Source organism: Agreia sp. Leaf244, assembly GCF_001422695.1.
In the GTDB taxonomy this organism is placed as follows: domain Bacteria; phylum Actinomycetota; class Actinomycetes; order Actinomycetales; family Microbacteriaceae; genus Agreia.
Window position 1 is genome coordinate 236029 of record NZ_LMLX01000005.1, and the last position, 19852, is coordinate 255880.

Sequence of the window (19852 nt, forward strand, 5' to 3'; positions counted from 1 at the left end):
CGGGGGCCACGAGCCCCTTTCCCAAGCAATGGAGCTGATATTCACATGACGAATGCCTCGACGACCGCGCCTACGACCGCCGCGGAGAGACTGGCCGCGCAGACCTCCGCAGAGACGGCCGCGAGCCCCTCGAAGGCCACCCGCTTCCGCACCGAAACCGACTCGCTCGGAAGCGTCGACATTCCGTTCGATGCCTTCTGGGGCGTGCACACGGCCAGGGCCCTCGAGAACTTCCCCATCAGCCGTCGCCCCATCTCCGTCTACCCTGACCTGATCGACGCGCTCGTGATCGTGAAGCAGGCGGCGGCGAGGGCGAACGTCGAGATCGGTGTTCTGACGGCCGAGAAGGGCGAGATGATCGACGCCGCGTGCGAGGCGATCCGCCGGGGGGAGTACCACGACCAGTTCGTCGTCGGCGTCATCCAGGGCGGCGCGGGCACCTCGACCAACATGAACACGAACGAGGTCATCGCCAACGTGGCCCTGCAGCTGGCCGGCGAAGAGAAGGGGCGCTACGACCTGCTGCACCCCCTCGACGACGTGAACCGCAGCCAGAGCACGAACGACACCTACCCCACCGCTGTCAAGCTCGCACTCGTCTTCTCCCTGCAGCGGCTGCTCGTCGAGCATGCGCTGATGCGCGACTCGTTCGGCGCCAAGGGCAAGGAGTTCGCGGGCATCCTGAAAGTGGGTCGCACCCAGTTGCAGGACGCCGTGCCGATGACGCTCGGCCAGGAGTTCCACGGGTTCGCCACCACCCTCACCGAAGACCTCGAGCGCATGGAGGAGACCGTTCCGCTGCTGTGGGAGATCAACCTCGGCGCCACGGCGATCGGCACCGGAATCACCGCCGACCCCCGCTACGTCGAGTCGGTACGCGCCCACCTGAGCGCGCTCACCGGCTACGAGCACATCACCGCCGTCGACCTCATAGAGGCCACCAGCGATGCGGGCGTGTTCATGCAGCTCTCCGGCATCCTCAAGCGCAGCGCGATCAAGCTCTCGAAGATCTGCAACGATCTGAGGCTGCTCTCCAGCGGCCCGCAGGCCGGCTTCGGCGAGATCAACCTTCCCCCCAGGCAGGCGGGGTCGAGCATCATGCCGGGCAAGGTGAACCCGGTGATCCCCGAGGTCGTGAACCAGATCGCCTTCTCTGTCGCGGGCGCCGACCTCACCGTGACCATGGCGGCCGAGGGTGGCCAGCTGCAGCTGAACGCGTTCGAGCCCGTCATCGCCCATTCCCTGCTGCAGAGCCTCGCGTGGATGAGGCAGGGATGCCGCACACTGCGCATCAACTGCATCGACGGCATCACGGCCAACCACGAGAGGCTCGACGCCATGGTCGCGTCGAGCGTCGGCGTCGTCACCGCCCTCACGCCGTACATCGGATACGCCGCCGCCTCGTCGCTGGCGCACGCGGCCCTGCTCACGAAGCGCAACATCGCCGACCTCGTGGTCGAGGCGGGCCTCATGGATCGGGAGCGCGTGCTGAAGCTGCTCTCTCCGGCCCGGCTCTCCGGCCTGGAACCCGTGACCGACGTGCTGCAGGTGATCGCGCAGGCAGAGGCAGAGGCCTCTACTCGCCAGGACCCGTAGAACGCGCTTCCGTCTCTCGCAGCATCTGCGAGAGACGGCGCAGTTCGCGACCGTCCGAGACATCGGCCGACCAGCGGCGGGCCAGGATGCTGTTGCGTGCGGTGTCTCGCAGCGGCACCTGGATGGTCTCCTCGGCCGGCAGCCCGGCCAACAACTGGCGCGCCCGGGTGAGCTCGGCATCCACCTCGACGCCGATCATCAGCACGACCGACGAGATGTACAGCCAGATGAGCGCCGCGATGGGAACGCCGAGCCAGCCGTACAGCCGGTCGTAGTTCGCGAATGTCGCGAGGTAGAGGCCGAAACCGACCGCGGCCAAGGTCCAGATGGCGACGGTGAAGGTGGCCCCGACCGACAGCCAGCGCAGTCGCGGCCGATGCAGGTTGGGCGTGCCGTAGTACAGGAACCCGACGGTGAAGATGGCCACGAGCGCCAACGGAATCCACTTGAGCGCCGACCAGAGCTCTGCGACGACGCGGGGCCAGCCCAGGGAGTCCACCAGAGCTCCGGCCACGGTGGGTGTGAGCCCGACGATGACACCGATCACGAGATAGCACACGATCAGTCCCGCGGCCACGCCGAGCATCAGGATGCGGTTCTTCGTGAGCCGGCGTCCTTCCTCCACCTCGTACACGTTGTTCATGGCGCGGCCGAACGCCGTGGCGAACCCGGACACGGTCCAGAGAGTGAGCACCGTTCCGATGAGCAGCGCCCAGCCGGAATTCGGCAGCAGCGACAGCTGGTCGAAGATCGCGCGGACGGCCTGCGACGTGTCCGGCTGGGAGAGGCGCCCGACCACGTCGAGGATCAGCTGGATCGTCGCATCCCCGTTGTCGAACAGGGCCAGGCCGGAGACGATGGCGAGGGCGGCCGGGAAGAGCGACAGGGCGGAGAAGAAGGTGATCGAAGCGGCCGCGTCGATGTCGCGGTGGAGGATGAAGCCGTGCCAGGTGCGACGGATGGCGTAGCGGGTGGCCCTGCGATCGAGCTGCCTGCGGGTGAGAAGGGGATCACCCGCGCGCGTCATGATTCGATAGTAGAGGCGGCCCGCACAGCGGAGTGACACGGCTTAGCATGGCCGTATGCACGTTGCCGAGACCGCGCCGCAGGTGATCGTCGAACTGCTCGAAGCAGAGTTGGGCGAGGCCGTGTCGACCGATCCCGCGCTCCTGCAGTCCGTTCGCACAGACAAGTCGGGCTGGGTCGCGCCCGGCACGCCCCTCGCGGTCGTACGCGCACGCACTGTCGATCAGGTTCAGGCGGCCATGCGCATCGCCGCGCGGTACCGCGTTCCCGTCGTTCCCCGGGGAGCGGGCACGGGCCTGGCCGGGGGAGGCGTGGGCACCGATGGCGCGCTCGTCATCTCGACCGAGCGCATGGCCGAGGTCGTCGAGGTGAACCTCGCCGACGAGCTCGCCGTCGTTCAGGCCGGCGTCATCAACCAGCACCTGAGCGATCTCGCGGCACCGCACGGCCTCGTCTTCTCGCCGGATCCCGCATCCAAGGCCATCTCGACGATCGGCGGCAACATCGCCACGAACGCCGGCGGGCTCCTCTGCGCGAAGTACGGGGTGACCAGAGAGGCGATCCTCGGTCTTCTCGTGGTGCTGCCCGACGGATCGCTGCTCCGCACCGGCCATCGCAGCGTCAAAGGCGTCACGGGTTACGACCTCACGGCCCTCTTCACCGGCTCGGAGGGCACGCTCGGCATCATCGTCGAGGCCACTGTGCGTCTTCGACCCATTCCCCCCGGCGACGTCGTGACGATCGGTGCTTTCTTCGCCGACCTGGCGGCCGCCGCCTCCGCTGCAGCGGCCATCACCGCCGCCCGCATCAGGCCGGCGGTCATGGAGCTCATGGACTCCGCCTCGCTGGTCGCGATCGACGCCTACTCCGGCACGCGGCTGGCCGAGGGCGGCGCGGCGTACCTCCTCGTGCAGACGGATGCCCGCGGTGCCGCAGACGAGGCAACGGCGATCACCGAGATCCTCGCGTTGGCAGGGGCCGACGTCAGGCTCGCACGCGATGCCGCGGAGGGCGAGGCCCTGCTCGCCGTGAGGCGGAACTTCCACCCGGCCCTGGCCTCCCGGGGCGAGGTGCTCATCGAGGACGTCTGCGTTCCCCGCTCACGGCTCGTCGAGATGTTCGCGGCCATCGAGGACATCTCGAGGCGCTACGGCATCTCCATCCCGACCGTCGCGCACGCGGGCGACGGCAACCTGCATCCGAACTTCGTGCTTCCCGAGCGGCCGCCACGACCGGTCGGCGGCCTTGCAGGCAGTGGGGCGGGCGTCGACGAGCAGTGGGTGCCCGATGCGGTGTGGGCGGCGGCCGACGAGCTCTTCCAGGCGGCCGTGGCGCTCGAGGGAACGCTGACCGGCGAGCACGGTGTCGGAGTGCTCAAGAAGCGCTGGCTCGAGAACGAGATCGGTCCGCATTCCCTCGCGCTCCAGCGCGGTATCAAAGCGGTGTTCGACCCGCAGTCGATCATGAATCCCGGCGCGGTGTTCTGACGCATCGGCCTCCCCGAATCATCGCCGTGCCGATAGGCTCGGTGGCCTGTCCCCGATGAGGAGTCCCGTGACCCAGCCTTACCAGCCCGGCTACTACGCGCAGCAGCAGGCAGCACCTGCATTCGCCCCCGCTCCCCAGCAGGCGGTGAACCCCGTCTACGCCGAGCAGGCGGTGTGGAGCGCACCCACCCCGCCGACGCAGAAGTCGACGGGGCTCGTGCTGTCGATCATCGGCATCAGCGTTCTGGGCTTCGTCTTCCTCGCCGTCCTCGTCTACATCCTCATCGGACTCGGCCCGTTCGCGCTCTTCGTCTGCGGCCTCGTGGCGCTCATCCCGCTCGCCGTCGTCATCCTCACCATCACGTGGATCGACCGGTGGGAGCCGGAACCGCGGGGGGCCCTCTGGTTCGCCTTCCTCTGGGGCGCGGCCGCATCCGTCGCCATCGCCCTGCTCGTCGGTCTCGGCGTGCAGCTCGCGGTCTACTACGCCACGCAGGGCCAGGGCGGCGTCGGCGACTTCTTCTCCGCCGTCATCCAGGCTCCGCTGGTCGAGGAGGGCGCCAAAGGCCTGGGCGTACTGATCCTGTTCTTCGTGCTGCGCCGCCACTTCGACGGTCCGGTCGACGGCCTCGTCTACGGTGCCACTGTCGCCGCCGGCTTCGCCTTCACCGAGAACATCCTCTACTTCGGCTCGTCGCTGATCGAGTCGGGAGGAATCGGGCTCGGCTTCACGTTCTTCCTGCGCGGCATCATGTCGCCCTTCGCCCACGTGATGTTCACCGCCTGCACCGGCGTGGCCCTCGGCTTCGCATCGCAGAAGAAGGGCTGGCTGCCCGGCATCGGCTTCTTCTTCATCGGGCTCGTCCCCGCTGTTCTCCTGCACGCCCTGTGGAACGGGTCGTCGTTCATCGTCGAGGGCCTGGGCGGCTTCTTCATCGTCTACGCCCTCGTCCAGGTTCCCCTGTTCGCCCTGGCCATCGTCGCCGTCGTGTTCCTGCGCAAGCGCGAGGCCGCACTCACGCGGGTTCGACTCGACGAGTACGCGGCGGCCGGGTGGTTCACGCCCGAGGAAGTGGCGATGCTGTCGACCGGCACCGGTCGGCGGCAGGCTCGCACCTGGGCGAAGGCGCAGGGTGGAGACAAGGGCACGGTCATGCGACGGTTCACGCAAGATGCGACGCGCCTCGCCTTCGCGCGCCAGCGCGTCGTCACCGGGCGTGACGGAATCGGCGGACGCCGAGACGAGGCCGACCTCTTGCAGGCCGTGTCCACCGACCGCGCCATGCTGCTGTCGACAGGGCCCCAGGCGCCGGTTCAGGGTTCGTACTCACCGCCCGCCGCCGATCCGTATTCGCCGCCGGCTGCCGACCTTTACTCGTCGCCATCTCCGCAGCAGCCTCCGCATCAGGGTCCGCCCGTCATCTGACGGCGGGGGCGGCGTCCTCAGACCCGCGTAAACTGGTTGGCCGCTGCCAAGGAGTGTCAAAAAAGTGGTTTCAACCGAGCTCGCCCAGGAACGTCGCTATGTCGAGGGGCTGTACACCCGCCTCGACGCCCTGAGGGCGGAGGCGCGCACGGCTCTCGAGAGGGTGCGGCGCGAGAGCGTGGGCGGCAACCATCAGAGCCGCTCCGAGCGCGACGCGTACGCCCGGCTCTACGAGGACCGCATCGCCCAGCTCGACGAGGTCGACGACCGGCTCGCGTTCGGGCGGCTCGAGCTGGTCGACGTCGACGCCGAAACGGCCGAGGCTGCCGACGATCCCGACGACAGCTCCCCGTTCCGCTACATCGGTCGCATCGGTCTGCGCGACGAGCAGTTGAGGCCGATCCTGCTCGACTGGCGGGTGCCGCAGGCAGCCGCGTTCTACCAGGCCACCGCCGCCACGCCGCTCGGCGCCCGGGCACGGCGGCACCTCATCACCGAAGGCCGCACCGTCACGCGTATCGACGACGAGATCTTCGATGCAGAGCTGCTCGTCGAGCAGGCCGATTCGCTGCAGGGCGAGGCGGCGCTGCTCGCCGCTCTCACGAGCCAGCGAACGGGCCGCATGTCGGACATCGTCGCCACCATCCAGGCCGAGCAGGACAGGATCATCCGTTCCGAGCTCGGGGGAGTGCTCGTCGTGCAGGGAGGGCCCGGCACGGGAAAAACCGCCGTGGCCCTGCACCGCGCCGCCTACCTGCTGTACTCCCACCGTGAGCGACTCGCGTCATCCGGTGTGCTGGTGGTCGGCCCGTCGAGGGCCTTTCTGCAGTACATCGAGGCCGTGCTGCCGAGCCTGGGCGAGACGGGTGTCGTCGTCTCGAGCGTCGGGGGCCTCTACCCGGGCCTCGAGGCGACGCACGACGATGCCCCGGAGACCGCGCAGGTGAAGGGAGCCGCCGAGATGGCGGCACTCATCAAGCGCGCTGTGCGCTCGCGCCAGCGTGTGCCCGCCGAGGCGACCGACCTCGAGGTCAACGGCGAGCGACTCACCCTCGAACCCGGGCTCATCTCCTCGGCCATGCAGCGGGCATGGGAGAGCCGCAAGCCGCACAACGAGGCACGGGTCGTCTTCGTCAAGAGCGCGTTGAACCAGCTGAGCCGACTGCTCGCCGATCAGCTGCGCTCGCACGGCAACACGGTCGACGATGCCGACCAGGCCGTGCTCCGCGAAGACCTGCGCACATCGCCCGATGTGGTCGTGGCGCTCAATACGGCGTGGCTGCCGCTCACGCCCGAGAAGCTTCTCCAAGACCTCTACGCCCGGCCGCAGTGGCTGGCGTCGTTGACCCCGTCGTGGAGCGATGCCCGACGCGCACTGCTGCGTCGCGACCGCGATGCGCCGTTCACGATCTCCGACGTGCCCCTGCTCGACGAGGCGGCCGAACTGCTCGGCGAGTACAACGCCCAGAACGCCGCCCTGAAGCGCGAGGAGAAGCTGCAGAAGAAGCGCGACATCGAGAACGCCGAGAACGCGATCCGCAACATGCAGGTCGAGGGACTCGTGCACGCGGAGGATCTGGCCGCGGGATTCGCCGAACGCAGCGTGCGTGGCACGACGGCCGAGCAGGCCGCAGCTGACAGAACCTGGACCTACGGGCACATCGTCGTCGATGAGGCGCAGGAGCTCTCCGCGATGCAGTGGCGTGTGCTCGCCCGCCGCTGCCCTCTGCGATCGTTCACCGTCGTGGGCGACATGGCCCAGGCGAGCTCGGCGGCCAGTGCCCGCAGCTGGCAGGATGCCGTGCGCCCGCTCGTCGGTGCGTCGCCCCTCGGAGAGAAGTGGCGCCTCGAGGAGCTCACCGTCAACTACCGCACACCCGCTCAGATCGCGGCCGAGGCCGAACGGATGGCCGAGCGCAACCACCTGCCGATCACCCGTGCGACCGCCGTGCGCGAGAGCGAGTGGCCCGTCACCACGACGACGGTCGAGCTCAGCCCGGCCGGTCGCGCCGCCGATCCCGACGCCTTGGGCGATGCGGTGATCACGGTGATCGAAGACGATCGCGACATCGACTCCCGGGGCACGGTCGCGGTGATCGCGACCGAGGCGACGGTGGATGCGCTGTACCCCGCCCTGTCGGAATCGTTCGGCCGCGACATCGGGCTCGGTGCACAGGGCCTCAACCGCTCGATCGCCGTGCTGACGGCGCAAGACGCGAAGGGCCTGGAGTTCGACGCGGTCGTCGTCGTGGACCCCGACAGCATCCTCGCCGAGTCGACCCGCGGGGCATCCGGCCTCTACGTCGCCATGACGAGGCCCACCCAGCGCCTGCACCTCGTGCGCCCGGCGTGACACTCGCGATTACCCCGTGAGAGAACGCTTTTGACCGGCGCACCCGGGAACGGTTGGATGGTGTCATGACCGAAAACATGAACACCAAGCCCGAGATCGATTTTCCCGAGGGCCCCGCTCCGACCGAGCTCGTCATCGAGGACATCGTCGTCGGAGACGGCGCAGAAGCGACGCCCGGTGCAACCGTCGAGGTGCACTATCTCGGTGTCGAGTACGAGACCGGCGAGGAGTTCGACTCCTCGTGGGGTCGCGGCGAGACCATCAGCTTTCCGCTGAACGGCCTCATCGCGGGCTGGCAGGAAGGCATCCCGGGAATGAAGGCGGGCGGCCGACGCAAGCTCACCATTCCGCCCCACCTGGCCTACGGCCCCGCCGGCGGTCACTTCCTCGGCGGAAAGACCCTGGTCTTCGTCATCGACCTCATCAGCGTCCCGTAACCACCCATCGTGGCCGGACTAGGCGAGCAGGGGTGCCAGTGAGCGTCCCGAGTTCGCGAGTTCGGCCACGATCCGTTCAGGGCTTTCGATGCGAGTGCGCGGCCCGGAGAAGCACAGCCCGGCCACGAGCAGCCCGCTGGAGTCCCTGATCGGCACCCCGATACATCCGAAGCCCGGAACGAATCGCCCGATCTGGCTCGAGTAGCCGCGGGCGAGCGCCGCAGCGAGATCGTCGTCGATCCCGCGTCCCGCGTGTGCCGTTCGAGCGCTGGCCCGGCCGAGGCTCCTCTGCTCCGCGAGCAGCAGCAGTCCGATGGCCGATGCGTCGAACTCACGGAGCACTCGCAGCTCGTCGTTGAGCGGAAAATCGGGGTCGCTGTCGACGATGCTGATGCTGTCGTCGCCGTATCGCACGACGTGCACGCCCCCGCGGATCCTCTGGCGCAGCTCCGCGATCACCTCGCGGGCGGCCTGAGGTGGACGCGACGGCGCTACCGAGCCGACGAGTTCCGTCACCTTCCGACCCAGCGCGAAGCCGCGCAGGTCGGGCATGCGCACCAGGTACTCGTCCTGCACGAGCAGGTTGAGAAGTCGGTAGGTCGTCGCCCGGGGCAGACCGAGGCCCTCGGAGACCTCTCGTGCGGTGACGCCGGCGCCCGCCCTGGCGACCTCCTCCAGCACCGTCAGGGCGCTGTGGATCGCCTTCGGCTGCCGCGCCCGAAGTTCGCCGGATGCGCCGAGAGGATCAGCCACCGAGCACGTCCTCCCTCGTGGGCTCGTCGTATGCGCCCACACTGCGGCGCCGGTCGGGATACCGGACTCCGAGCAACCCATGCCCGGCCACGGCGAGGAGCACGATCACGACGACGATGACCACGCTGGGCCACTGTGGTGTCGCCAGTTCGGCGACGAGATAAACAGTGAGCACGATCGCGAGGGCGACCGCGGCCACCGACGCGCGTACGACCGGCCAGACGGTCGCCTCGCCGATACGCCCGAGAAAGACGGGCACGGCGGCGCACACGAGGATGTAGGCCGCGATGTACCCGCCGGCCGCCCCGACGATGAAAAAGCTCATCGCCTGCCAGGCGTCGTTGCCCACGGCGATCACGAGCACGGGAACGAGCGTCAGGATCGGCAGGGTCACGCAGATCGCGACGATCGGAGTCGAGAAGCGGCGATGCGTGCGGCCGAACGCGGAAGGGAGAAGGCCCTCCCGCCCCATGGCGAAGACGACCCGCACGAGCGCAGTGGTGGAGCTGACGGCACAGGCGAAGAACGATGCGGCGATGCTCACGTCGAGCAGCAGCCCCATCCACTCCACGCCGTAGGCGGTGGCCAGGTCGTTGACCGGCGATCCACTGTCGACGAAGTCGCGACCCAGGCCGGAGAAACCGACGAACTGCGTGTAGGACGCCACGAGATAGAGCAGGCCGGAGACGATCACGGTCCACACGATGGCCCGGGGGATCGTGGCCAAGGGCCGTCGGGCCTCGACGCCGAGCGTCGCGGAGCTCTCGAACCCGACGAAGGCCGTGATGGCGAGCACGGCTCCGATGGCGAAGTCTCCGGCAGTGGTATCGCCGAGCGAGAGCAGGGACCAGTCGATTCCGGGCCCCTGCGTCGAGAGCAGTGCCACGACGAGAACGAGGATGATGCCCACCGAGAGGGTCTCGACCAGAAGGGTGACCCTGGTCGAGATTCGGATGCCTCGGGCGAGCACCACGAACGAGAGGCCACCCATGGCGACGATCAGGATGCACACCAGCAGCCCGGACGATTCGGCGCCGGGCACGAAATGGCCGACGAGGATGGCGAGGTAGTACCCGGCGCCCGCGAGGGAGAACATGGCGATGAAGCCGTAGCCGATGAGCAGCGTGACACCTGTGATGAATCCGGCACCGCCGCCCAGGCCCTTCGACACGAATGTGAAGAGCGAGCCCGGTGCCGACAGGCGACGGGTGAACTGGTTGACGGTCGTAGCGACGAGCAGACACAGGAGCAGGGCGGCGAACAGCGCCAGAACCGTAGCCTTGCCCGCGGCCGCGGCGACCATGAGCGGAACGGTCGTCGCTGCGGCCGACGGAGCGACGGCCGATACCGACTGGGCCAGCACATCGTAGAAGCCGACGCTTCTCCGTGCGAGTCCAGCCATGGGAGAGCGATCGCCGAGGCCCTCGACGGGTCGGGGATCGGCGATTGCGCGTTCGAGAGCTGTCACGGACCGACGCTAACCCGCACGCATTGCGCACACGTTCCGATCGTGTTTCGGCTTCGAGTTGTGCAAATGAGACACCTCGCGCCCGGTGTCTCGTTTCGGATGCGGAGAGCTTCATCCGAGCGGAACGCGCCCGCAACGAGCCCCCGCGATGCTGGATCGCGAACGAGCGAATCGTTCCATCCGAGACCACCACCAGGCACGTCCTCACCCCCAGGGAGCACATCGACATGACCTCAACACGCGATCAGGCAGCGGCCGGCCTCAGCGGCCTTCCTGCCACCAGACGGAGTCTCAGCGGTTCGCTGGGAGTGGGGCCCATCGTCTTCATGGTGGTCGCCGCCGCTGCTCCGCTCACCGTCATCGGCGGCGCTGCGCCGCTCGGCATCCTGCTCGGCAACGGCGTCGGCTTTCCGAGCCTCTACGCCGTCTCGGCGGTCATCCTCGTGTTCTTCGCCGTCGGCATGGTGGCGATGACGCGCAAGGTTCCCAAACCGGGAGCATTCTTCACGTACGTGGGCTACGGGCTCGGCAAACCCGCCGGACTCGCGACGGCCTACCTCGCGCTGCTGACCTACACCACCATCCAGATCGCCGTTCACGGCTACGTCGGATACATCCTCGAGGTCACGGTGGCGGGCATCGGGGGACCGGACATCCCCTGGTATGTCTACTCGATCGCATCCATCGCCATCGTGGGAGTGCTGGGCTATCGGCACATCGATCTCAGCTCGAAGGTCCTGGGCGTTCTGCTCGTCGCCGAGGTGGGCATCGTGCTCGTGCTCGTGGGCGCGGTCGTATTCTCGGGCGGTGCCGCCGGCCTCTCGCTCGAGCCGTTCGAGCCGAACAACATCTTCTCGGGATCTCCGGGCGTGGGACTCATGTTCGCCATCGCCGCGTTCATCGGATTCGAGGCGACCGCCATCTTCCGCGACGAAGCCAAGAACCCGGACCGCACGATTCCTCGAGCGACCTATACCGCCGTGATCGGAATCGGCATCTTCTACACGCTGGCGTCCTGGGCGATCGTGATGGCGTGGGGCCCGGACAACGTGCTCGCCGCCGCCGCCGAGGATCCGGGCGCGATGGTCATCGTCACCACCCTGAACTACCTCGGGGTGGTCGGTGAGATCATCATCAACGTGCTGCTCATCACGAGCATGTTCGCCTGCGTGCTGTCGTTCCACAACGTGATCACGCGCTACCAGCACACCATGTCTAATGCCGGGCTGCTTCCGGCCAGGGTCGGGTCGGTGCACTCCCGGCACCTGTCGCCCCACCTGTCGTCGCTCGTTCAATCGGGCACGGCGCTGGTGCTCATCGTCGTGTTCGCGCTGCTCGGCCTTGACCCGGTACTCCAGGTGTTCACCTGGTTCTCCGGTGTGGCCACACTCGCGATCGCCCTGCTCATGGCCCTCACCAGCGTCGCGGTGATCGTCTTCTTCGCCCGCACGAAGTCGGACAGGCGGATCTGGAACACCGTCGTCGCTCCGGCCATCGGCTTTCTCGGCCTCATCGGCTCGGCCGTCGTGATCGCCGCGAACTTCCCGATGCTCGTGGGCGACGTGGATGCCGACGGCGCTCCGGAGTTCGGTGTCATCAGCGCTGTGCTGCTGGCCCTCATCGTCATCTTCCCGCTCATCGGCGTCGTGCAGGCGCTCGTCCTCCGAAAGCGGAGCCCCAAGACCTACGACGCGATCACCGACGCGATCGCCTGACGCCCGATCCCCGACGTCCGCTCACCACCCTCAACGTCCCCGCCACCAGAACCACACAGAAAGACGGCATCTCATGACCTTGCTCGAACCGAAGACCGACCCGACCGCTGCCTCGACCACCTCGTCACGCGGCCCGCTCGCCAGCCTCAGCACCGACGAATTCACGCGCATCCAGCAGATCGTGCTGGGCAGCGGCCTCACGACGCCCAGCACCCGGTTCGCCTACGTGGGCCTCGAGGAACCGCACAAGAACGAGGTGCTCGCATTTCAGGCCGGCGAGGGCCCGACGCCCGACCGGCGAGCCCGCGTCATGCTGCTCGACATGACCACCGGTCACTCGACCGACTCGGTGCTCTCCGTGGCCACGGGCGAGGTCCTCAGCACGACGGTGCTCGACGGCAGCACGGGCCAACTGCCCATTCTCATCGAGGAGTTCGACGCGATCGGCCCAATCGTCGCCGCCGACCCGCGGTGGGTCGACGCCCTCGCGGCCCGAGGATGCACGGTGGAGAGCGTGATGTGCGTGCCGCTGTCGGCGGGGTCCTACGGATTCCCCGAGGAGCAGGGCCGGCGCATCGTGCGGGTCCTCGCATTCCGCCAGGACTATCCGGAGGATCACCCCTGGGCGCATCCCGTCGACGGCCTGTGCGCCTACGTCGACGTCGCGGCCCGCACGATCACTCGGCTGATCGACAGCGAGGTCATGCCCATCCCCTCCGAAGGCGGCAACTTCGACGACGCCGTCATGCAGGGGGAGCCGCTCACGACGCTGAAGCCGATCGTCATCTCCCAGCCCGAGGGACCGAGCTTCACCGTCGACGGCGAGACGGTCAGCTGGGCCAACTGGAACTTCCAGGTGGGTTTCGACTCGCGCGAGGGACTCATTCTGCGTCAGCTCAGCTACACCGATGGAGGCGAGGCGCGACCCGTGATCTATCGGGCCTCCATCAGCGAGATGGTTGTTCCCTACGGCGACCCGTCGCCGGTGCGGTTCTGGCAGAACTACTTCGACACGGGCGAGTACCTCTTCGGACGGTTCACGAACTCCCTGGCCCTCGGATGCGACTGCGTGGGCGAGATCCACTACTTCGACTGCGTGCTGTCCGACGAACTGGGCAATCCGTTCACGATCGAGAATGGGATCTGCATGCACGAGGAGGACTACGGAACGCTGTGGAAGCACAGTGACATGTTCACGGGCTCGAACGAGGTGCGTCGGCAGCGCCGACTCGTCATCAGCTTCTTCACGACGGTCGGCAACTACGACTACGGCTTCTACTGGTACCTCTACCTCGACGGCACGATCGAGTGCGAAGCCAAGCTCACCGGTGTCCTCTTCACGTCGTCGTACCCCGGAGCCGGCTACCCGTATGCGAGCGAGGTCGCACCCGGGCTCGGGGCGCCCTATCACCAGCACCTCTTCAACGCCCGGCTCGACATGATGGTCGACGGCCTGGCCAACGCCGTCGACGAGGTCGAAGCCGTGCGGCTGCCGGTCAGCGATCAGAACCCGCACGGCGGCGCCTTCACCAACAGCACGACGAGGCTCACGGAGCCGTCCGACGGCAGGCTCGCCAGCTCGTCGACAGCGCGCGCCTGGCACATCGTGAACACCGAGAAGACCAACAGGCTCGGCGGCCAGACGGGATACGTGCTCTATCCGGAGGAGAACCCCACGCTGATGGCCGACCCGTCGTCATCGATCGCGCAGAGGGCGGCCTTCACGACGAAGCACCTGTGGGTCACGCCCTACGACCCGAGTGAGAAGTACGCCGCGGGCGACTTCGTGCACCAGAACCCCGGCGGCGCGGGCATTCCCGCCTACACGAACACCGAGGCGTCGATCGACGGGCAGGACATCGTGCTCTGGCACACGTTCGGCCCGACCCACTTCCCTCGCCCGGAGGACTGGCCCGTGATGCCGACGGACTACGCGAAATTCACCCTGAAGCCCTACGGGTTCTTCGAGCGCAATCCCACGCTCAACGTTCCCGCCAATGAGCCTGTGCACATGTGCTCGCACGGGCACGACCAGACGGCGCACGTCGAGCATGCTGCGCACCAGCATGCTGCGCACGACCACACGGCGCACGGATGATCGAGGCGCTGCACGTCGGAGCCCTCCTCCCCGCGACTGTCGGTCTCTGCTGCACGGCGGCCTCGCCGCGGCAGCGCGGCTTCTCCGCCGTCGCGGGGTGGGCTCCGGCCGGCGTGATGACCGCGGCGATGGCCGACGCAGCCCTCGGTTCGCGTCTGGTTCCGGCGGTGCTCTGGACAGTCCTGCTGGTCGTCGTCGCAGTCCTGCCCGCGGCGCAACTCCGGAGAGAGCGTATGCGGGCCGGCCTGCCGGTGGCGAGACACGCGACGGCGATGGCCATCCATCGCTCTCTCGGAACGCTGCTCATGGGCGGCCTCATGCTTGTGATGGCGACCCCGGCGCTGGGCGCGGGTGCCGCGACCCCCGCGCACCATGCCGGCGGGGGCGGGGGTGTCGAGTGGATGCTCGGCGCCTCGTCGATCGCATTCGTCGCGCTGAGCGCGTGGCTGCTGGGCCGGGTTCAGCGAGCGCCCCATCCGGCGCGCATCGTGGCGCTGGAGGTGGTCTCGATGTCGCTGTCCGTCGGGACGACGGCCGTGGCGCTGCTCGTCTGAACCGAGCGCTACGGCGCGGGGGCGAAGGCGTCGTACTCGCGGAGCGACCGGTGCAGTGCGATGGCGGCGAGCGAGAAGACCACGACGACGATGCCGCCGAGAAGCGGCGGCAGCCACAGCAGCGCTGTGGCCGCCGCCAGGCCGACGTAGGCGTCTCCGAGCCTGGGCCCTCCGGTCACGACCACGGTGAACACACCCTGGATGCGACCGCGCATGATGTCGGGAACGGCGGACTGCATCATGGTCTGCCGGAAGATGGCGCTGACGTTGTCGGCCGCACCCGCACCCGCCAGGGCGATGCTCGCCAGGGCGAGCGCGGGAAGATTCGCGTCCTCGAAGGCCGACGTGATGCCCTCGATCGGGCCGTGGTCCATCACGAGGAGGACGAGGCCGAACGCGGCGATGAAGGCCCCGTAGACGGCCACGGCTCGTCCGATCGCGCGCCCCTGCAGACGCACGTGCCCCAGTCGACCGGAGAACACCGATGAGAGCAGGGCTCCGACGGCGAAGGCGGCCGAGAGGATGCCCACGGTGATCGCGCCGCCGCCGATGAGGAGGGCGCCGACGGCCGGGAACACGACTCGCGGCATACCGAAGGTCATCGCCACGATGTCGATGAGGAAGGACATGCGGATGTTCGGGGCGCGTTTCAGGAACGCCAGGCCCTCCCAGACGGCCGCGAAGCCGGCCCGCCGGCTGCCTCCCTCCGGAACGATGCGGGGCAGCGTGACCACGCCCGTGAATGCCGCGATGAACAGCACGACGTCGACGGTGTAGGTCCACTGGAATCCGACGGTGGCCACGAGCACGCCGGCGAGGGCCGGGCCGACGGTGACCTGCACGCCGAAGCTGATGCCTCCGAGCGCTGAGGCCGCCGGAAGCAGATCGGGCGTGAGCAGCCGCGGCACGATGGCCGAGCGTGTGGCGCCGATGACCGTGGTGGCGACGGCCGTCACGGTGGTGAGCGCGTAGAACATCCACAGCTCGTCGATGTGGTTCCAGGCCAGCAGGGCGAGCCCCAGCGTGGAGCCCCATGCGAGGAACTCGGCGATGAGCACCACGGTTCGCCGGTCGAAGCTGTCGGCGAGCACCCCGCCGTACACCCCGGCGATGATCATCGGAACGAGCGCGAAGACGCCCACGAGCGAGACCGCCGTCGTCGAGCCGGTGATGTCGTAGATGTGCAGGCCGACCGCGATGATGGTCATCTGGCCACCGATTCCCGCGATCAGGCCTCCGAGCCACAGTCGGAAGAACGCCGGGCTGCGGCGGAAGGGGGCGAGGTCGACGAAGTGGGTGCGGCGGGTCTCTGCCGGCGCCGGTGAAGTGCTCACCTGTTCAGCGTACGGCCCATGATGGCCGAGATGAGCGCGTCGACCGGCTCGGCCGGTGCACCGGGGTTGCGCAGCAGCGTGAGGTCGACCTCGCCGAGAACGGGCAGGGCGAAGCGCGTGCCGACGACGACCAGATCGTCGGGAATCAGCGAGCGGGGGAACACGGCCACGCCGAGACCGGCCCGCACCGCGGCGAGCAGGCCGTTCACCTCGCGCGTGTTGCAGGTGATGCGCCACCGCCGCCCCGCCTGCTCGAGCGCTTCGATCGCGCTCGTGCGGCTGACGGTCGTTCCCTGGTACGTGATGAGCGGAACGGGAGCGCCGAGTTCGACGATCGTCTTCTCCTGTCCCACCCACACGAGCTGGTCCCGTCGCACGACGGTGCCGTCCGTGGTCTCCGGCTTCTGCTTGATGAAGATGAGATCGAGCGACCCGGCGTGCAGCTTGCGGAAAAGCGGGGCCGACTGGTCGACGGTGAGCTCGAGGTTGATCTGCGGGTAGAGCTGGCGGAAGTGCCTGAGGATGCGGGGGAGCTGGGTGATCGCGAGGTCGTCGGCGGCGCCGAACCGCAGCTTGCCCTTCATGGCGGAGCCGCTGAAGTAGTCGTCGGCCGCGCTGTGTGCCGCGAGGATCGTGCGCGCGAATCCCGCCATCGCATCCCCGTTGTCCGTCAGGGAGACGTCTCGGGTGTCGCGGGCCACGAGCAGTCGTCCGGATGCCTGTTCGAGCCGCCGGACGTGCTGGCTGACCGTGGGCTGGCTGATTCCCAGACGCTGGGCCGCCAGGGTGAAGCTCGAGGTCTCGGCGACGGCGAGGAAGGTGCGGAGCAGGGTGGGGTCGAACATGCGCCTCATTCGAAAAGGTAATGGGAGTTATAGGGTCAATTTACTCGGGGAATGATCCGGTGGGGCAATAGCGTTGAGGAATCGGATGCCCGGCATCCGCACCCATACGAAACCGCCTTTCTCATCTCGCACCTGGATTACTCGTGACACCGCCTCCTTCCGACCCGTTTCCCGTTACCGCCCCCATGCCCGTCCTGGCCTCCGCGCCACCGTGGAGAGACACGTTCTCCTCACTGAGGGTGCCGAACTTCCGCCTCTTCACCTCCGCGAACATCGTGGCCATGACCGCACTCTGGATCCAGAGGATCGCCCAGGACTGGCTCGTGCTCGAACTCTCCGGCAGCGTCGCCGCCGTCGGCATCACCGTCGCGCTGCAGTTCGCGCCGATGCTCTTCCTCGGCCTCTACGGCGGCGTCCTCGTCGACCGATACTCCAAGCGGATGCTCCTGGCGATCACCCAGAGCGTGTCGCTCCTCGCGAGTGTCGCCCTCGCCGTGCTGGCACTGACCGGCGTCGTCGAGGTGTGGCACATCATGCTCGTCGCCCTCATCGTGGGCCTCGCGACCGTGATCGACAACCCCACCCGCCAGGTCTTCGTCAACGAACTCGTCGGTCCGAAGTACCTGCGCAACGCCATCAGCCTCAACTCCTCCGTGTTCCAGCTCGGAGCGCTGATCGGACCCGCGATCGGAGGCGTACTCCTCGTGTCGGTCGGCGCCGGCTGGTCGTTCGCGATCAACGCTGTGGCCTGCCTGGGGGTGGTCATCACCGTGCTGATGCTCAACCCGAAGACCCTCTATCCCGCACCCGTGGCGCCGCGGGCCAAGGGGCAACTCCGCGAGGGCCTCTCTTACGTCTTCGCCAAGCCGACGATCCTCTGGACCGTCGTGATGGTCGCGTTCGTCGCCGTGTTCGCGCTGAACATGCCCGTGCTCCTCGCGGCATACGCATCCGACGTGTTCGACACGGGCCCCGGCGGATACGGCCTCTTCAACTCGCTCGTGGCCGTCGGCGCGCTCGCCGGAGCCGTCCTCTCGACGCGGCGCACGAGCATCCGGCTTCGCGCCGTGGTGATCACGGGTCTCGCCTGGGGAATCGTGCAGGCGATCGTCGCGGGCGCGCCCTCGGAGCTGGTCGTCGGCATCCTGCTCGTCTTCGTCGGATTCTGCACGCTGCAGTTCCTGACGGGCGCCAATCAGCTGATCCAGCTCTCGAGCAACGTGTCGATCCGAGGCCGAGTCATGTCGGTGTACGTGCTCGTGCTGCTGGGAGGACAGGCGCTCGGTGGGCCGCTCATGGGGTGGCTCGTCGAGAGCTACGGCCCCCAGTTCGGCATGCTCGTGTCTGGTGTCGTTCCGGCCGTCGCCGCCCTCGTCGTGGGAATCGTGCTCGCCAGGAGCGGCAGGCTCACCGTGCGGCTGCGCCGTCGGCTGCCGCTCGTGGCCATCGTGCAGCATTGAGCGGCGCGAATCGTTCATCTGCTAGAATCTCAAGGTTGCCGTCTGACGGCCGCGGATAAAGAGAGCCCGCACATTCTGTGACGGGCACCGCGCAATGAGGAGAAAGGGGATCACCAACTATGGCTCTTGAAGCTGATGTCAAGAAGGCGATCATCGAAGAATACGCAACCCACCCCGGTGACACCGGATCCCCAGAGGTCCAGGTCGCGATGCTCACGCGTCGCATCAAGGACCTCACGGAGCACCTCAAGGAGCACAAGCACGACCACCACTCGCGTCGTGGCCTCCTGCTCCTGGTCGGACAGCGTCGCCGACTGCTGGGTTACCTGGCCGATGTCGAGATCGAGCGCTACCGTGCTCTGATCGAGCGTCTCGGCCTGCGTCGATAGTTCGCCGCATTTCTTGACGATGGGCCGTTCTCCCTCACGGGAGAACGGCCCATTCTCGTTGTGCGGCCGGGTTGTGCGGCGGCGCTGAGGATCAGACGCGGTCGTCGTCGCCGAGTTCGGCCGCGCTCTCCGCCTCGTAGTCCTCGTCGTCGAGATCGTCGTTCGTCTCGTCGGGGTCGTCGATCTGCAGGGTGTCGATGTCGTTCTCGACACCGAACTCGGTGTCGGCGCCGTCGAGCAGTCCCTCGTCGAGGCTCTCCTCGTCGTCGACCGACGGGTCGCCCGGATTCGTGAACTCGGCGTCACCGCGACCATCGAGTTCGCTCGATACCTCGAGCAGGTCTTCGTTGCTGTATTCGTCTCGCTCTTTGTCAGTCATATCTCGACTCTAGAACAGCGGATGCACACGATCCACCAAGACTCGTACGGCAGGATCGACACATGTTCCGACGCCACCCCGTGCTCTCCGTGCTCACGGTGCTCTACCTCGCGGGGGTCGCCTGGGTGACGCTGGGCCCGGAGCCCTACGACTCGGACACGAGCGGGGTGCTCTGGCGTTTCCTGCGCTTCTTCGCGCGGTACGAGGCCACCGACTGGATCACGTTCGGTCGGGTCGAGTTCACGGCCAACATCGCCATGTTCGTGCCCCTGGGCGTCTTCTTCGTGCTGCTGTTCGGTCGGCGGCACTGGTGGCTCGCCATCCTCCTGTGCGGCGCGCTGTCGTGCGCCATCGAGATCTCACAGGGCGCGCTGCTTCCCACGCGTGTCTCCGATCTCGCCGACGTCATCGCCAACACCTCCGGCGGCGCGATCGGCGCCGTCCTCGGCGTCGTGCTGATGTCGATCTCCCTCGCGCGGCGCAGCCGACGCGGTCGTGTTCGCGCGAACGCCGCGCACGCGCTTGGATAGGG

17 protein-coding genes are annotated in these 19852 nt (G+C 67.9%); 11 read left to right on the plus strand and 6 right to left on the minus strand.

Annotation, left to right across the window (positions count from 1 at the left end; genetic code table 11):
• Positions 1-45 precede the first annotated feature (45 nt).
• Entirely contained in the window at positions 46-1596 is a 1551-nt protein-coding gene (locus ASF06_RS15400) for an aspartate ammonia-lyase (protein ID WP_082500996.1), read from the plus strand.
• Here the strand turns inward: ASF06_RS15400 and ASF06_RS15405 are convergent.
• A complete protein-coding gene (locus ASF06_RS15405; RefSeq protein ID WP_055949072.1) occupies positions 1577-2623 on the minus strand; it encodes a YihY/virulence factor BrkB family protein in 1047 nt (348 codons plus the stop codon). The two genes, ASF06_RS15400 and ASF06_RS15405, sit on opposite strands and share 20 nt — an antisense overlap.
• A gap of 55 nt (positions 2624-2678) precedes the next feature.
• On the opposite strand from ASF06_RS15405, the gene ASF06_RS15410 reads away from it, so the two are divergent.
• From ASF06_RS15410 to ASF06_RS15425, 4 genes are all read left to right on the plus strand, one after another.
• Positions 2679-4109: an FAD-binding oxidoreductase gene (locus ASF06_RS15410; protein ID WP_055949077.1), complete on the plus strand. Its 1431-nt coding sequence runs from the start codon at positions 2679-2681 to the stop codon at positions 4107-4109.
• 67 nt (positions 4110-4176) lie between these two features.
• Positions 4177-5535: a PrsW family intramembrane metalloprotease gene (locus ASF06_RS15415; RefSeq protein ID WP_162237718.1), complete on the plus strand. Its 1359-nt coding sequence runs from the start codon at positions 4177-4179 to the stop codon at positions 5533-5535.
• A gap of 64 nt (positions 5536-5599) precedes the next feature.
• Positions 5600-7888, plus strand: a complete 2289-nt coding sequence (locus tag ASF06_RS15420; protein ID WP_055949080.1) for a HelD family protein — start codon at positions 5600-5602, stop codon at positions 7886-7888.
• A 65-nt stretch (positions 7889-7953) separates the two neighbouring features.
• On the plus strand, positions 7954-8325 hold the full coding sequence (locus tag ASF06_RS15425) for an FKBP-type peptidyl-prolyl cis-trans isomerase (protein ID WP_200920223.1): 372 nt from the start codon (positions 7954-7956) through the stop codon (positions 8323-8325).
• An 18-nt stretch (positions 8326-8343) separates the two neighbouring features.
• Here the strand turns inward: ASF06_RS15425 and ASF06_RS15430 are convergent, their stop codons facing one another.
• Both ASF06_RS15430 and ASF06_RS15435 read right to left on the minus strand, forming a co-directional pair.
• Positions 8344-9078, minus strand: coding sequence for an IclR family transcriptional regulator (locus ASF06_RS15430; protein WP_055949085.1), 735 nt, complete (start codon positions 9076-9078; stop codon positions 8344-8346).
• Positions 9071-10546 (minus strand): APC family permease, encoded by a 1476-nt coding sequence (locus ASF06_RS15435; protein ID WP_055949088.1) that lies wholly within the window; start codon positions 10544-10546, stop codon positions 9071-9073. The genes ASF06_RS15430 and ASF06_RS15435 overlap by 8 nt, the downstream gene beginning before the upstream one ends.
• Positions 10547-10773: 227 nt before the next feature.
• Here ASF06_RS15435 and ASF06_RS15440 point away from each other — a divergent pair, with 227 nt between their 5' ends.
• The 3 genes from ASF06_RS15440 (at position 10774) to ASF06_RS15450 (ending at position 14913) form a co-directional block, all read left to right on the plus strand.
• Positions 10774-12261, plus strand: a complete 1488-nt coding sequence (locus ASF06_RS15440) for an APC family permease (protein ID WP_055949091.1) — start codon at positions 10774-10776, stop codon at positions 12259-12261.
• Between the two features lie 73 nt (positions 12262-12334).
• Entirely contained in the window at positions 12335-14359 is a 2025-nt protein-coding gene (locus ASF06_RS15445; protein ID WP_055949094.1) for a primary-amine oxidase, read from the plus strand.
• Complete coding sequence (locus tag ASF06_RS15450; protein WP_055949096.1) at positions 14356-14913, plus strand: hypothetical protein; 558 nt, start codon at positions 14356-14358, stop codon at positions 14911-14913. The genes ASF06_RS15445 and ASF06_RS15450 overlap by 4 nt, the downstream gene beginning before the upstream one ends.
• 8 nt (positions 14914-14921) lie before the next feature.
• Here ASF06_RS15450 and ASF06_RS15455 read toward each other — a convergent pair whose 3' ends face one another.
• Positions 14922-16247, minus strand: a complete 1326-nt coding sequence (locus tag ASF06_RS15455; RefSeq protein WP_082500999.1) for an MFS transporter — start codon at positions 16245-16247, stop codon at positions 14922-14924.
• Positions 16244-17092 carry a LysR substrate-binding domain-containing protein gene (locus ASF06_RS15460; protein WP_055929198.1) on the minus strand — a complete coding sequence of 283 codons (849 nt, stop codon included), beginning with the start codon at positions 17090-17092 and terminating at the stop codon, positions 16244-16246. The genes ASF06_RS15455 and ASF06_RS15460 overlap by 4 nt, the downstream gene beginning before the upstream one ends.
• Before the next feature lie 185 nt (positions 17093-17277).
• Here ASF06_RS15460 and ASF06_RS15465 point away from each other — a divergent pair, with 185 nt between their 5' ends.
• Complete coding sequence (locus tag ASF06_RS15465; protein WP_055949099.1) at positions 17278-18552, plus strand: MFS transporter; 1275 nt, start codon at positions 17278-17280, stop codon at positions 18550-18552.
• Between the two features lie 119 nt (positions 18553-18671).
• A complete protein-coding gene (rpsO, locus tag ASF06_RS15470; protein WP_044438586.1) occupies positions 18672-18941 on the plus strand; it encodes a 30S ribosomal protein S15 in 270 nt (89 codons plus the stop codon).
• Positions 18942-19032: 91 nt separating this feature from the next.
• Here rpsO and ASF06_RS15475 read toward each other — a convergent pair whose 3' ends face one another.
• Positions 19033-19320 (minus strand): hypothetical protein, encoded by a 288-nt coding sequence (locus ASF06_RS15475; RefSeq protein WP_055929192.1) that lies wholly within the window; start codon positions 19318-19320, stop codon positions 19033-19035.
• A gap of 62 nt (positions 19321-19382) precedes the next feature.
• Between ASF06_RS15475 and ASF06_RS15480 the strand changes: the two genes are divergently transcribed.
• Positions 19383-19850, plus strand: a complete 468-nt coding sequence (locus ASF06_RS15480) for a VanZ family protein (protein WP_055949104.1) — start codon at positions 19383-19385, stop codon at positions 19848-19850.
• Positions 19851-19852: the final 2 nt, after the last annotated feature.